Raw genomic sequence first — 12,429 nt, 5'->3', positions numbered from 1 at the left:
CATGTTTGAAGGCTATCCGGTCGACACCGCGAACACCGCGGGCGATCAGGCGGTCACCAACTACACGATCAACTTCGGCCCGCAGCATCCCGCGGCGCACGGCGTGCTGCGGCTTGTGCTCGAGCTCGATGGCGAGATTATCGAGCGCGTCGATCCGCACGTCGGGCTGCTGCATCGCGGCACCGAGAAGCTGATTGAATATAAGACCTATCTGCAGGCTCTGCCCTATTTCGACCGGCTCGACTATTGTTCGCCGCTCGGCATGGAGCACTCTTACGTGCTGGCCATCGAGAAATTGCTCGACCTCGAGGTTCCGGCGCGGGCGCAATATCTGCGGGTGCTGTTCGCCGAGCTGACGCGCATCTGCAATCACATGCTCAACATCGGGTCGCACGTCATGGACGTCGGCGCGATGACCCCGAACCTGTGGGTGTTCGAACTGCGCGAGGATTGCCTCAACTTCTTCGAGCGCGCGTCGGGCGCGCGGATGCACAGCGCCTATTTCCGCCCCGGTGGCGTTCATCAGGATGTGCCCGAAAAGCTGCTCGTCGACATCGGCGAATGGTGCGAGACGCGGCTGCCGAAGCTGTTCGGCGACGCGATGAGCCTGGTCATCGACAACCGCATCTTCAAACAGCGCAACGTCGACATCGCGACGGTGAGCAAGGAAGACGCGCTGGCGTGGGGTTTCTCCGGCCCGATGATCCGCGGCAGCGGCATCGCGTGGGATTTGCGCAAGTCGCAGCCCTATGACGCCTATGCGGCGATGGAATTCGACATTCCCGTCGGCACCCGCGGCGATTGCTACGACCGTTTCATGGTCCGCGTTGAGGAAGTCTATCAGTCGGCAAAGATCATCAAGCAGTGCCTGCGCGACATGCCGACCGGCCCGATCGCCAGCCTCGACCGCAAGGTCGTGCCGCCGAAGCGCGGCGAGATGAAGCAGTCAATGGAATCGCTGATCCATCACTTCAAGCTCTACACCGAGGGCTTTCACGTCCCCGCAGGCGAGGTTTATGTCGCGACCGAAAGCCCGAAGGGCGAATTCGGCGTCTATCTGGTCAGCGACGGCACCAACAAGCCGTACCGCTGCAAGATCCGCCCGACGGCGTTTTCGCATTTGCAGGCGATGGACATGATGTCGAAGGGGCACATGCTCGCGGATACGACCGCGATTATTGGCGCCATCGACGTCGTTTTCGGGGAGTGTGACCGGTGAGCGCGTTGTTGACGGTCCCCTCGCGATGGCATGAATTGAGCGACTTCGCCTTTGGCGGCGTTCTGTTTTTGCTGGCTATTTCGTCCTTGTTCCGGCCCGACGCGATGAACACCGCCGAAGTTTTGGTAGCAAGCGGAGGTTTGGCGGTCGCGATAATCCTGTTGGTCCGTGCCGCGCGCGCTCGCCGTCGCCGCATCGTGCGGTCGAAGGAAGTGCAAAGACTCCAAAATACCATTTCAAATGCGCTGGATTTCTGATGGCTGACGCACCCCAAATCCCCGACGAAGCCGAAACCCGCGCGCGCTGGGGCGCTTTTGCGTGGACGGCGGAGAATGCCGCGAAGGCGAAGGCGGTCATCGCGCGCTACCCTGCGGGGCGGCAGCGCTCGGCGGTGATGCCGCTGCTCGACCTCGCGCAGCGCCAGGTCGGCGCTGACACGCAGACGCAAGGCTGGCTGCCGGTGCCGGTGATCGAGTTTGTCGCAGCATCGCTCGATATGCCGTTCATGCGCGCCTACGAGGTCGCGTCCTTCTATACGATGTACAATCTCGCCCCCGTCGGCCGCTATCATGTGCAGGTGTGCGGCACGACGCCGTGCCTGCTGCGCGGGTCGGACGATGTGATGGCGGCGTGCAAGAATCGCGGGATGACCAAGGGCAAGACGACCCCCGACGGGCTGTTCACGCTGACCGAGGTCGAGTGCATGGGCACCTGCACCAATGCGCCGATGGTCCAGATCAACGACGACAATTACGAAGACCTGGATTTCGACCGCATGGCTGCGATTCTTGATGCGCTCGCTGCGGGCGAAACGCCGAAGGCGGGGACGCAGATCGCGGGGCGGCACACGAGCGAGCCCGAGGGCGGCCCGACCACATTGAAGGCGATGGTCGCTGCCAACCATGATTACCGGAAGGAATGGGGATGACCCAAAAGGACATCATCCTGATCCTCGCCGCGGTCGGCGCGCTGGTCGTGCTCGGTTTCGTGCTGCGCGTCACTTTTGCGCTGCTGGGGCCGATCCTGCTGATCTTGGTCGGCTATTTCGTCTATCGTGCGTATCAGAACAAAAGTGGGGGCCGCTAGATGCTCGCCGACAAGGACCGCATTTTCACCAACATCTACGGATTCCAGCCGTGGAATCTGAAAAGCGCGCAGATGCGCGGCGATTGGGACCAGACCAAGGATCTGATGAAGCGCGGCCAGGACGCGATCATCGAAGAGATCAAGGCGTCTGGGCTGCGCGGCCGCGGCGGCGCGGGCTTTCCGACCGGGCTGAAATGGTCCTTCATGCCGAAGGAGCCGCGCGCCGACCGCCCGAGCTTCCTGGTCATCAACGCCGACGAATCCGAACCGGGTAGCTGCAAGGATCGCGAGATCATCCGCCACGATCCGCACAAACTGATCGAAGGCGCGCTGATCGCGGGCTTTGCGATGCGCGCGCGCGCCGCGTACATCTACATTCGCGGCGAATTCATCCGCGAGGCCGAGACGCTGTTCGCGGCGGTGCAGGAGGCGTATGACGCCGGGCTGCTCGGCAAGAATGCCGCCAAGTCGGGTTATGATTTTGACGTCTTTGTCCACCGCGGCGCCGGCGCGTATATCTGCGGCGAAGAAACCGCGATGATCGAAAGCCTGGAGGGCAAGAAGGGCCAGCCGCGCCTCAAGCCGCCATTCCCGGCGGGCGCGGGGCTGTACGGTTGCCCGACGACGGTCAATAATGTCGAAAGCATCGCGGTCGTCCCGACGATCCTGCGCCGCGGCGCGCCGTGGTTCTCGTCCTTTGGGCGCGAGAATAACAAGGGTACCAAGCTTTTCCAGATTTCGGGCCACGTCAACACGCCGTGCGTTGTCGAGGAAGAGATGAGCATCCCGTTCCGCGAGCTGATCGACAAGCATTGTGGCGGCATCCGCGGCGGCTGGGACAATCTGCTCGCGGTGATCCCCGGCGGTTCGTCGGTTCCGCTCGTCCCCGCGGCCGAAATCATCGACTGTCCGATGGATTTCGACGGGCTGAAAGCCGTCGGATCGGGCCTCGGCACCGCCGCCGCGATCGTGATGGATAAATCGACCGACGTCGTCCAGGCGATCAGCCGCATCAGCTATTTCTACAAGCATGAAAGCTGCGGCCAGTGCACCCCGTGCCGCGAAGGCACCGGTTGGATGTGGCGCGTGATGGAGCGGTTGCGCACCGGCGACGCCGACATCGGCGAGATCGACACGTTGTACGACGTGACCAAGCAGGTCGAAGGCCACACCATCTGCGCGCTCGGCGATGCCGCCGCGTGGCCGATCCAGGGCCTGATCAAGCATTTCCGCCCCGAACTGGAGCGGCGGATTCGGGACAACGGGATTGCGGAGGCGGCCGAGTGAAACGGGTCGCGCCGATCCTTGCCGCGGCGGTTGTCGTCACCGCGTCTGTGCCAACCGATGCGTCGGCGCAGCGCACCGGCACGCGTATCGGCAAGACCGCGACCAAATATGACACCAGCGAAACGATGACGCTGGTGACCGCGTGCATGGCCGAACGCCAGAACCGGATCGCGCGCGAAATCCTCGACACGCTGCCGGGAACCGAAGAGGAATTTCGGGTGATGCGGCGCAGCGAAGGGCCGCTGGGCATCTGCATGAACGACGAGCGCTTTGTGCTCGACGGCAAGATGCTGGAATTCACCTCGCGCGCGCTGCGCCCGTCGCTCGGTGTGGCGGTGGCGCGGCGGTTGCTCGCCGACGGACGCGGCGCCGCCGCGGTGCGGGCGAGCAGCAAGCCGTGGTTTGCCGACGCTTATGACGCGGTCCCCGAGGGGGCGTCGCTCGACACGCCGATGCTGGCGCTGTTCGAAATGGGCGATTGCCTGGTCAGCCGCGACAGCGCCGGTGCGGTCGAACTGGTGCTGTCCGAGCCCGGCAAGGGCGGGCAGGGGCCGGCGATGCGCAAACTGATCCCGCACCTGCCCGATTGCGTCGTCGCGGGGCAGGAAATCGAAATCACGCCCGAGACGCTGCGCTATGCAGTGGCCGAGCCGATCGTCCATCGCTTCGAAGCCGCGGAGGCCACGCCATGATGTTGATGTTATCGTTTTTGCTTGCTGCGGCGCAGGCGCCCGAACAGCCGGTCCGCATGGACACGACGCCGGCGCCGTGGCCCGACCCCGAGCGCGAAAAGGACGGCGCCATTTACAAGGCCGGCCCCGAGGCTCGGCAGACGATGGCGCGCTATGCCGCGTGCATCGCCGACGGCAGCCCGGACAAGGTCGCCGATGTGCTGACGCGCGATTTTCGCACGACCGAATATCGCAACGGCCTGCGCAACCTGTCGCGCGCCAACGAAGGCTGCGCGCGCCGCACCGGGCTGCGCGACACGCTGCGCATGAACAATTTGCCGTTCGCCGCGGCGCTGGCCGAAGTGATGATCGAGCGCGACACCGCGCCGCTCAACGCGCGGCTGGCGAAGGCGGCGTCGGGCAAGGAAGCGCCGACCTTTGCGCCGTCGGACAAGGTCGCGATGTGCGTTGCGCGATCGACCCCCGACGATGTCGCCGCGCTGTTCGCGAGCGAACCCGGTTCGGACGGCGAAGAGCAGGCCGCAGCCAAGCTGCTGCCGGTCGCCGACATGTGCGGGCAGGGGGTGAAGGTCGAGGCGAGCGTCACCGGCCTCCGCTCGATCCTCGCCACCGCGAGCTTCCGCCTGCTGGCGGCTCAGGAAAGCTGATATGCCCAAAGTTACCGTAGATGGCGTAGAGATCGACGTTCCGCAGGGCGCGACCGTCCTGCAGGCGTGCGAGCTGGCAGGGAAAGAGATCCCGCGCTTCTGCTATCACGAACGCCTGTCGATCGCCGGCAATTGCCGCATGTGCCTGGTCGAGGTCGCCCCCGGGCCGCCGAAGCCGCAGGCGTCGTGCGCGCTGCCGACCGCCGAAGGGCAGGTGATCAAGACCGACAGCCCGATGGTCAAGAAGGCGCGCGAGGGGGTGATGGAGTTCCTGCTCATCAACCACCCGCTCGATTGTCCGATCTGCGACCAGGGCGGCGAGTGCGACTTGCAGGACCAGAGCATCGCCTATGGCCGCGGCGCGACGCGCTATGACGAGAACAAGCGCGCGGTGACCGAAAAATATATGGGACCGATCGTCAAGACGGTGATGACGCGCTGCATCCAGTGCACGCGCTGCGTCCGCTTTGCCGAAGAGGTCGCCGGGGTCGAAGACATCGGCGCGATCGGGCGCGGCGAGAATATGCAGATCACCAGCTATCTGGAGCATGCGATCCAGAGCGAGCTGTCGGGCAACGTCGTCGACCTGTGCCCGGTCGGGGCGCTGACCAGCAAACCCTATGCGTTCGAGGCGCGGCCGTGGGAGCTGACCAAGACGCTGGGCATCGACATGATGGACGCGGTGGGGACGAACGTCCGCATCGACAGCCGTGGGCGGCAGGTGCTGCGCGTGCTGCCGCGGATCAACGACGATGTGAACGAGGAATGGGCGAGCGACAAGACGCGCCACCATGTCGACGGGCTGACCCGCCGCCGCCTCGACCGGCCCTATGTGCGCAAGGGCGGCGCGCTGGTCGAAGCGACGTGGGCCGAGGCGTTCGAGGCGATCCGGGCGGTGAACGCCGGGGCTTCGGTCGCCGCGATCGCCGGCGACCTGACCGATTGCGAGACGATGTTCGCGGCGAAGGCGTTGGTGAATGCGCTCGGCTCCGACCTCCTCGAAGGACGGCAGACCGGGCTCGACTATGACGTCACCAGCCTGTCGGCGGTCAATTTCAACACGGGCATCGCCGAGGCCGAGAATGCCGACGTGATCCTGCTTGTCGGCACGAACCTGCGCTGGGAAGCGCCGCTGATCAACACGCGCATCCGCAAGGCGGTGTGGAAAAAGGGCGCAAAGGTCTTTGCCATCGGCCCCGAAACCGACCTGACGTACCGCACCGAGTGGCTGGGCGACGACGCGTCGCTGGTCGCCAAGCTGCCGAAGCATGTCGCCGACGCGCTGAAGGGCGCCGAGCGGCCGATGCTGGTGTTCGGCGGCGGCGCGCTGTCGGTGCCCGGCGTCCATGGCGCGGGCCTCGCGCTCGCCAAGACGGTGGGTGCGGTGAAAGACGGCTGGAACGGCTTCAACGTCGTCCATTTCTCGGCCGCGCGCATGGGGTCGCTGATGCTCGGTTACGGGCTGCCCGGCGGGATCAAGGACGCGATTGCGGCGAAGCCGAAGCTCGCCTTCTTCCTCGGCGCCGACGAGGTCGATTTTGCGGCGCTTCCGGGCACGTTCAAGGTCTATGTCGGCCATCATGGCGATAAGGGCGCACATGCCGCCGACGTCGTCCTGCCGGCCGCGGCATGGACCGAGAAAGACTTCACCACGGTCAACACCGAGGGCCGCGTCCAGCGCAGCGAAAAGGCGGTGTTCGCGCCGGGCGACGCGCGCGAGGACTGGAGCATTTTCCGCGCGCTCGCCGATGCGCTCGGCGTTTCGGTCGGCTTCGACAGCTTCGACCAGTGCCGCGCCGCGATGATCGCCGCGGTGCCCGCGCTCGGCGTCGAAGGCGTCGCAGACTATGGCTGGACGGTGCCGAAGCTGGGCGCGAAGCCCGAGGCGCGCGCGATTCCGTCGCCGATCAAGGATTTCTACCTCACCAACGCCATCTGCCGCGCCTCGCCGACGATGCAGCGCTGCTCGGAAGAGATTTTGCACGGCGCGGATTTCGCGGAGGCGGCGGAATGACCCCGGTGCATGCGATTGCCAGCGTGTTGTTGGCCGGGATGAGCTTTGCCGTCTGGCGCGGCTTCAATCCGCGCAACACGTCCGACCGGCCCGGACCGCATAATGGCTGGCGCAACCAGGACGGAACGCGGAAATGACCGAAACCTTCATCAACTGGGGGATGGACCCGAACTGGGCGTGGGGCGTCGCGACCGTCGCGGGCATCCTGCTCATCGCGCTGCCGCTGATGCTCGCGGTGGCGATGATCATCTATGCCGACCGCAAGATCTGGGCGGCGATCGCGCTGCGCCGCGGGCCGAACGTCGTCGGGCCGTTCGGGCTGTTGCAGAGCTTTGCCGACGGGCTGAAAGTGTTCCTGCAGGAAACGATCATCCCGACCGGTGCGAACCGCGGGCTGTTCCTGATCGCGCCGATCATCACCTTTACGGTCGCCTTGATGGCGTGGGCGGTGATTCCGTTCAATTCGGGTGCGGTGCTCGCCGACATCAACGTCGGGCTACTCTACATCCTCGCGATCTCGTCGCTCGGGGTGTATGGCGTGGTGCTGTCGGGCTGGGCCTCGAACTCGAAATATCCTTTCTTTTCCGCGATGCGCGCCGCGGCGCAGATGATCTCTTATGAAGTCTCGATCGGCTTCATTCTGGTCGGGGTCGTGCTGTATGCCGACAGCTTCAACATGAACGAGATCATCAAGGCGCAGCAGGGGCACGGGCTGGGCATCGTCAACGCCTTTGGTTTCAACCTGTTGCTGTTCCCGCTCGCGGTGATCTTCCTGATCGCCAGCCTGGCCGAAACCGCGCGCGCACCGTTCGACCTGACCGAGGCCGAGAGCGAGCTCGTCGCGGGCTATCAGACCGAATATTCGTCGATGAGCTTCGCGCTGTTCTGGCTCGGCGAATATGCCAATGTGCTGTTGATGGCGACGCTCAACGCGATCCTGTTCTGGGGTGGCTGGCTGCCGCCGCTCAACATCGACCTGATCCCGTGGTTCGACATTCCGGGCATCATCTGGCTGTTCGCCAAGATCCTGTTTTTCTTCTTCATCTTCAGCTGGGTGAAGGCGACGGTGCCGCGCTACCGCTATGACCAGCTGATGCGCCTGGGCTGGAAAATCTTCCTGCCGATCAGCCTGATCTGGATCTTCCTGATCTCGGGCTGGCTGATGCTGACGAGGTATGGGGCGTGATCGGGATGACATTTCTTGCCGCACAGGCCGTGCAGACCAGCGTCGTCGCGCCCGAAGAATTTCGGCGCAAGGTAGGTTTGCACCACATGTGCATCACCGACGAGGTGATGCAGGATACGGGCTATCGCGAGCTTGGGCTGCTTTACGTCGACCGCGGCGAGAATCTTCCCGATGTCGCGCTCGTGCGCAAGAATCGCCCGGCGCTGTTCGAAAAGGGCTTGGTGACAGCCGCACGCAGCGAGCAGGATGACGAAGGAAGCCGTCTTATTGCCTCGCTGAAAGGTGAACGCGAGGGTCGCCCAGCGGATCTGACGATGACGCTGAACCGCAAAAAGGGTGACGGCTTGGGGGTAACGCTTCTTCTGTCACAGGCCGGCAGGGGCCGGGAGTATAGCTGTTTTCCGGACATCCGGAAGGAACAAGAACAATGAGCGTCGCGCATCTCATCAAATCGTTCACCCTGTGGGAATTCGTGAAGGCGCATGCCCTCACGCTGAAATATTTCTTCAAGCCCAAGGCGACGATCAACTATCCGTATGAGAAGAACCCGCTATCGCCGCGTTTCCGCGGTGAGCATGTGCTGCGGCGTTATCCGAATGGCGAGGAACGCTGCATCGCGTGCAAGCTTTGCGAGGCGGTATGCCCGGCGCAGGCGATCACGATCGAGGCCGAACCCCGCGACGACGGGTCGCGCCGCACGACGCGTTACGACATCGACATGACCAAGTGCATCTATTGCGGCTTCTGTCAGGAAGCGTGCCCGGTCGATGCGGTGGTCGAGGGGCCGAACTTCGAATTCGCGACCGAAACGCGCGAAGAACTGCTCTATGACAAGGCCAAATTGCTCGCCAACGGCGACAAATGGGAACGCGCGATCGCGGCGAATCTTGCCGCCGACGCGCCCTATCGGTAAGGGCCATGACCATCGATTCCCAACCGGTTTGCACTGAGCTTGTCAAAGTGCCGTCCTGCTCTTTCGGCAAGAAAGAACAGGGCTTCGACAAGCTCAGTCCGAACGGATTTTTTGGATTAGGGGCATGATACAACTAGCCGCCTTTTACCTGTTCGCGACGATCGTCATCGCCTCCGCGGCGATGGTGATTTTCGCGCGCAACCCGGTTCACAGCGTGATGTGGCTGATCCTCGCCTTCTTCAACGCGGCGGGGCTGATGCTGCTCGCGGGGGCGGAGTTCATCGCGATGCTGCTCGTCATCGTCTATGTCGGCGCGGTCGCGGTGTTGTTCCTGTTCGTCGTGATGATGCTCAACATCGATTTTGCCGAGCTGCGCGCCGGGTTCGTCCGCTACATGCCCTTGGGCGCGCTCGTCGCCGTCATCCTCGCCGCCGAACTGATCTTTGCGCTGGGCGCGTGGAGCGCGGGCGGGATCGACCTGGCGGCGCGCGCGGCGCCGGCGGTGACCGACAAGAGCAATATCCAGCAGATCGGCGAACTGCTCTACACGCGCTACATCTTCCTGTTCGAAGCGGCGGGCATCGTCCTGCTGGTGGCGATGATCGGCGCGATCGTCCTGACGCATCGCCAGCGCGGCGGGGTGCGGACGCAGAATATCTCGCTGCAGAACCAGCGGCGTCCCGAAGATGCGACGCGCCTCGTCGATCCGGGCGTCGGGCAGGGGATGGAATTGTGATTTCGACCATAAAAATCCTCCCCGCTCGCGGTGAGGGGGACCGCGCAGCGGTGGAGGGGCTTCGCGTCCTTGCGCTACGTGGGCGGGCTTCGATAGCCCCCTCCGTCAGCCGCTTCGCGTCTGCCACCTCCCCACAAGTGGGGAGGATCGTCCTATGATCTCGGTCGGCCATTATCTCGCGGTTTCGGCGGTGCTGTTCACGCTCGGCGTGCTCGGCATCTTCATCAACCGCAAGAATATCATCGTCATCCTGATGGCGATCGAGCTGATCCTGCTGGCGGTGAACATCAACCTCGTCGCGTTCAGCGCCGCGCTGAACGATCTGGTGGGGCAGGTGTTCGCGATGTTCGTGCTGACCGTCGCGGCGGGTGAAGCGGCGATCGGGCTCGCCATATTGGTCATTTATTTCCGCGGCCGCGGCACCATTGCCGTCGACGATGCCAACCGGATGAAGGGGTAAGCCGGTGATTCTCACCCATTTCGTCATCCCAGCGAAAGCTGGGATCGTCCGCGCGGCAACGCGGCGTCAGGCCGATAGCGGTCCCAGCCTTCGCTGGGACTACGGGGTTTTGGCATGATTCAGGCGATCGTTTTCCTGCCGCTGCTCGCGGCGCTTGTCGCCGGGCTGGGCCAGCGGGCCATCGGCCCGTTCGCGTCGAAAATTATCACGACCGGTGCGCTGTTCACCAGCTGTGCGCTGAGCTGGCCGATCTTCCTGTCGTTCGTCGGCGGGACCGGCGAGGCGGGGGTGACCCCGGTGCTGCATTGGGTGTCGTCGGGCGCGCTGCAGTTCGACTGGGAGCTGCGCGTCGATGCGCTGACGTCGGTGATGCTGGTCGTCATCACGACGGTGTCGGCGCTCGTCCACTTGTATAGCTGGGGCTATATGGAGGAAGACCCGGACCAGCCGCGCTTCTTCGCCTATCTGTCGCTTTTCACCTTCGCGATGCTGATGCTGGTGACCGCCAATAACCTGGTCCAGATGTTCTTCGGCTGGGAAGGCGTCGGTCTTGCGTCCTATCTGCTGATCGGTTTCTGGTACAAGAAGCCCAGCGCCAACGCCGCGGCGATCAAGGCGTTCGTCGTCAACCGCGTCGGCGACCTCGGCTTCATGCTCGGCATTTTCGGTACCTTTCTGGTGTTCGGCACCGTCTCGATCCCCGAGATTCTGGCCGCCGCGCCGGGCATGGCGGGCTCGACGATCAATTTCCTGGGGATGCGTCTCGACACGATGACGATCCTTTGCCTGCTGCTGTTCATCGGCGCGATGGGCAAGTCGGCGCAGCTAGGCCTCCACACCTGGCTGCCCGACGCGATGGAAGGCCCGACCCCGGTGTCGGCGCTGATCCACGCCGCGACGATGGTCACCGCGGGCGTGTTCATGGTGTGCCGCCTGTCGCCGATGTTCGAAACGAGTGAAGTCGCGCTGGGCGTCGTCACCTTCGTCGGTGCTGCGACCTGCCTGTTCGCGGCGACCGTCGGCACGACGCAGTGGGACATCAAGCGCGTCATCGCCTATTCGACCTGCTCGCAGCTCGGTTACATGTTCTTCGCCGCGGGCGTCGGCGCCTATGGCGCGGCGATGTTCCACCTGTTCACGCACGCTTTCTTCAAGGCGTTGCTGTTCCTCGGTGCCGGTTCGGTGATCCATGCGATGCACCACGAACAGGATATGCGCTATTACGGCGCGCTGCGGAAAGAAATTCCGATCACCTATTGGGCGATGATGATGGGGACGCTGGCGATCACCGGCGTCGGCATTTACGGCGTGTTCGGCTTTGCCGGCTTCTATTCGAAGGACGGCATACTCGAGGCGGCGTTCGCTGCCGGCGGCGGCGGCCAGATCGCCTTCTGGGTCGGTATCTTCGCCGCGCTGCTGACGAGCTTTTATTCGTGGCGCCTGATCTTCCTGACCTTTCACGGCAAGCCGCGCTGGGCCGCGAGCGAGCATATCCAGCATGCGGTGCATGATGGTCACCACGACCATCCGTCGGACGAACATGCCGGGCACGACGCGCACCATGCGCACGCTGCCGACGCGCACGAGGGGACCGCGGGCTATCATCCGCACGAAAGCCCCGTCACCATGCTGATCCCGCTGGTCGTGCTGTCGATCGGCGCGGTGTTCGCGGGGATATTGTTCCACCACCCGTTCATCTATCCCGAAGAGGGGCTGGCGTTCTGGAACGGCAGCATCGCATTCGACGAACATCTGATGCACGCCGCGCACGAGGTGCCGTTGTGGGTGAAGTGGACGCCGTTCGCGGTGATGGCGATCGGGCTGTTCCTCGCGTGGAACAGCTATATCCGCAACACCACGCTGCCGGCACGGTTCGTGGCGCAGTTCGGGCTGCTCCACCAGTTCCTGTTCAACAAATGGTATTTCGACGAGCTGTACAACATCGTCTTCGTGAAGCCCGCCTTCGCGATCGGGCGCTTCTTCTGGAAGCGCGGCGATGAGCAGACCATCGACCGCTTCGGTCCCGATGGTGCGGCGACGCTCGTTCAGGGCGGCACGCGGCTCGCGGTGCGGCTGCAATCGGGTTATGTGTATGGATATGCGTTCGTGATGCTGCTCGGGCTTGTCGGCCTGGCCAGCTGGGCCATGGTGAATTTCCTGTGAGCGGCGGGTTTCCCATCCTCTCGCTG

Annotated in this window: 15 protein-coding genes; all 15 read left to right on the top strand. The window is 64.0% G+C overall.

Annotation, left to right across the window (positions count from 1 at the left end; genetic code table 11):
* The first annotated feature begins 1 nt into the window (after position 1).
* The 15 genes from HEQ22_RS07960 to nuoL all read left to right on the top strand — a co-directional run bounded on the left by HEQ22_RS07960 (position 2) and on the right by nuoL (position 12,403).
* Complete coding sequence (locus HEQ22_RS07960) at positions 2-1,219, top strand: NADH-quinone oxidoreductase subunit D (protein WP_432770838.1); 1,218 nt, start codon at positions 2-4, stop codon at positions 1,217-1,219.
* Complete coding sequence (locus HEQ22_RS07955) at positions 1,216-1,476, top strand: hypothetical protein (protein WP_432770646.1); 261 nt, start codon at positions 1,216-1,218, stop codon at positions 1,474-1,476. The genes HEQ22_RS07960 and HEQ22_RS07955 overlap by 4 nt, the downstream gene beginning before the upstream one ends.
* Entirely contained in the window at positions 1,476-2,147 is a 672-nt protein-coding gene (locus tag HEQ22_RS07950) for a complex I 24 kDa subunit family protein (protein ID WP_432770645.1), read from the top strand. Before HEQ22_RS07955 ends, HEQ22_RS07950 begins: the two co-directional genes overlap by 1 nt.
* Positions 2,144-2,305: a hypothetical protein gene (locus tag HEQ22_RS07945; RefSeq protein ID WP_432770644.1), complete on the top strand. Its 162-nt coding sequence runs from the start codon at positions 2,144-2,146 to the stop codon at positions 2,303-2,305. Before HEQ22_RS07950 ends, HEQ22_RS07945 begins: the two co-directional genes overlap by 4 nt.
* Positions 2,306-3,592 carry an NADH-quinone oxidoreductase subunit NuoF gene (gene nuoF, locus HEQ22_RS07940; RefSeq protein ID WP_432770643.1) on the top strand — a complete coding sequence of 429 codons (1,287 nt, stop codon included), beginning with the start codon at positions 2,306-2,308 and terminating at the stop codon, positions 3,590-3,592. It abuts the gene before it with no gap.
* Positions 3,589-4,284 (top strand): hypothetical protein, encoded by a 696-nt coding sequence (locus tag HEQ22_RS07935; protein WP_432770642.1) that lies wholly within the window; start codon positions 3,589-3,591, stop codon positions 4,282-4,284. The genes nuoF and HEQ22_RS07935 overlap by 4 nt, the downstream gene beginning before the upstream one ends.
* 5 nt (positions 4,285-4,289) lie before the next feature.
* Positions 4,290-4,931, top strand: coding sequence for a hypothetical protein (locus HEQ22_RS07930; RefSeq protein ID WP_432770641.1), 642 nt, complete (start codon positions 4,290-4,292; stop codon positions 4,929-4,931).
* A 1-nt stretch (position 4,932) separates the two neighbouring features.
* Entirely contained in the window at positions 4,933-6,945 is a 2,013-nt protein-coding gene (gene nuoG / locus HEQ22_RS07925; RefSeq protein ID WP_432770640.1) for an NADH-quinone oxidoreductase subunit NuoG, read from the top strand.
* Positions 6,942-7,082, top strand: coding sequence for a hypothetical protein (locus HEQ22_RS07920; RefSeq protein WP_432770639.1), 141 nt, complete (start codon positions 6,942-6,944; stop codon positions 7,080-7,082). The genes nuoG and HEQ22_RS07920 overlap by 4 nt, the downstream gene beginning before the upstream one ends.
* Positions 7,079-8,131, top strand: a complete 1,053-nt coding sequence (gene nuoH, locus HEQ22_RS07915; protein WP_432770638.1) for an NADH-quinone oxidoreductase subunit NuoH — start codon at positions 7,079-7,081, stop codon at positions 8,129-8,131. The genes HEQ22_RS07920 and nuoH overlap by 4 nt, the downstream gene beginning before the upstream one ends.
* Positions 8,132-8,136: 5 nt before the next feature.
* Complete coding sequence (locus HEQ22_RS07910; RefSeq protein WP_432770637.1) at positions 8,137-8,562, top strand: hypothetical protein; 426 nt, start codon at positions 8,137-8,139, stop codon at positions 8,560-8,562.
* The gene (nuoI, locus tag HEQ22_RS07905; RefSeq protein WP_432770636.1) at positions 8,559-9,044 is read left to right on the top strand and encodes an NADH-quinone oxidoreductase subunit NuoI; all 486 of its coding nucleotides are present in this window, start codon (positions 8,559-8,561) and stop codon (positions 9,042-9,044) included. The genes HEQ22_RS07910 and nuoI overlap by 4 nt, the downstream gene beginning before the upstream one ends.
* A gap of 124 nt (positions 9,045-9,168) precedes the next feature.
* Entirely contained in the window at positions 9,169-9,780 is a 612-nt protein-coding gene (locus tag HEQ22_RS07900) for an NADH-quinone oxidoreductase subunit J (RefSeq protein WP_432770635.1), read from the top strand.
* A 154-nt stretch (positions 9,781-9,934) separates the two neighbouring features.
* Entirely contained in the window at positions 9,935-10,240 is a 306-nt protein-coding gene (gene nuoK, locus HEQ22_RS07895; RefSeq protein ID WP_260583119.1) for an NADH-quinone oxidoreductase subunit NuoK, read from the top strand.
* Between the two features lie 114 nt (positions 10,241-10,354).
* Positions 10,355-12,403 (top strand): NADH-quinone oxidoreductase subunit L, encoded by a 2,049-nt coding sequence (nuoL, locus tag HEQ22_RS07890; protein WP_432770634.1) that lies wholly within the window; start codon positions 10,355-10,357, stop codon positions 12,401-12,403.
* Positions 12,404-12,429 lie beyond the last annotated feature (26 nt).

Origin of the sequence: Sphingopyxis sp., from assembly GCF_050916055.1 — a bacterium.
Classification (GTDB): Bacteria; Pseudomonadota; Alphaproteobacteria; order Sphingomonadales; family Sphingomonadaceae; genus Sphingopyxis.
This window is presented reverse-complemented; position numbering and strand designations above follow the sequence as displayed.

Excerpts from the sequence above, each read along its gene's own strand:
- HEQ22_RS07960 (WP_432770838.1), top strand. The coding sequence starts at position 2 with ATGTTTGAAGGCTATCCGGTCGACACCGCGAACACCGCGGGCGATCAG.
- HEQ22_RS07950 (WP_432770645.1), top strand. The coding sequence starts at position 1,476 with ATGGCTGACGCACCCCAAATCCCCGACGAAGCCGAAACCCGCGCGCGC.
- HEQ22_RS07945 (WP_432770644.1), top strand. The coding sequence starts at position 2,144 with ATGACCCAAAAGGACATCATCCTGATCCTCGCCGCGGTCGGCGCGCTG.
- nuoF (WP_432770643.1), top strand. The coding sequence starts at position 2,306 with ATGCTCGCCGACAAGGACCGCATTTTCACCAACATCTACGGATTCCAG.
- HEQ22_RS07930 (WP_432770641.1), top strand. The coding sequence starts at position 4,290 with ATGTTATCGTTTTTGCTTGCTGCGGCGCAGGCGCCCGAACAGCCGGTC.
- nuoG (WP_432770640.1), top strand. The coding sequence starts at position 4,933 with ATGCCCAAAGTTACCGTAGATGGCGTAGAGATCGACGTTCCGCAGGGC.
- HEQ22_RS07920 (WP_432770639.1), top strand. The coding sequence starts at position 6,942 with ATGACCCCGGTGCATGCGATTGCCAGCGTGTTGTTGGCCGGGATGAGC.
- nuoH (WP_432770638.1), top strand. The coding sequence starts at position 7,079 with ATGACCGAAACCTTCATCAACTGGGGGATGGACCCGAACTGGGCGTGG.
- HEQ22_RS07910 (WP_432770637.1), top strand. The coding sequence starts at position 8,137 with ATGACATTTCTTGCCGCACAGGCCGTGCAGACCAGCGTCGTCGCGCCC.
- nuoI (WP_432770636.1), top strand. The coding sequence starts at position 8,559 with ATGAGCGTCGCGCATCTCATCAAATCGTTCACCCTGTGGGAATTCGTG.
- HEQ22_RS07900 (WP_432770635.1), top strand. The coding sequence starts at position 9,169 with ATGATACAACTAGCCGCCTTTTACCTGTTCGCGACGATCGTCATCGCC.
- nuoK (WP_260583119.1), top strand. The coding sequence starts at position 9,935 with ATGATCTCGGTCGGCCATTATCTCGCGGTTTCGGCGGTGCTGTTCACG.
- nuoL (WP_432770634.1), top strand. The coding sequence starts at position 10,355 with ATGATTCAGGCGATCGTTTTCCTGCCGCTGCTCGCGGCGCTTGTCGCC.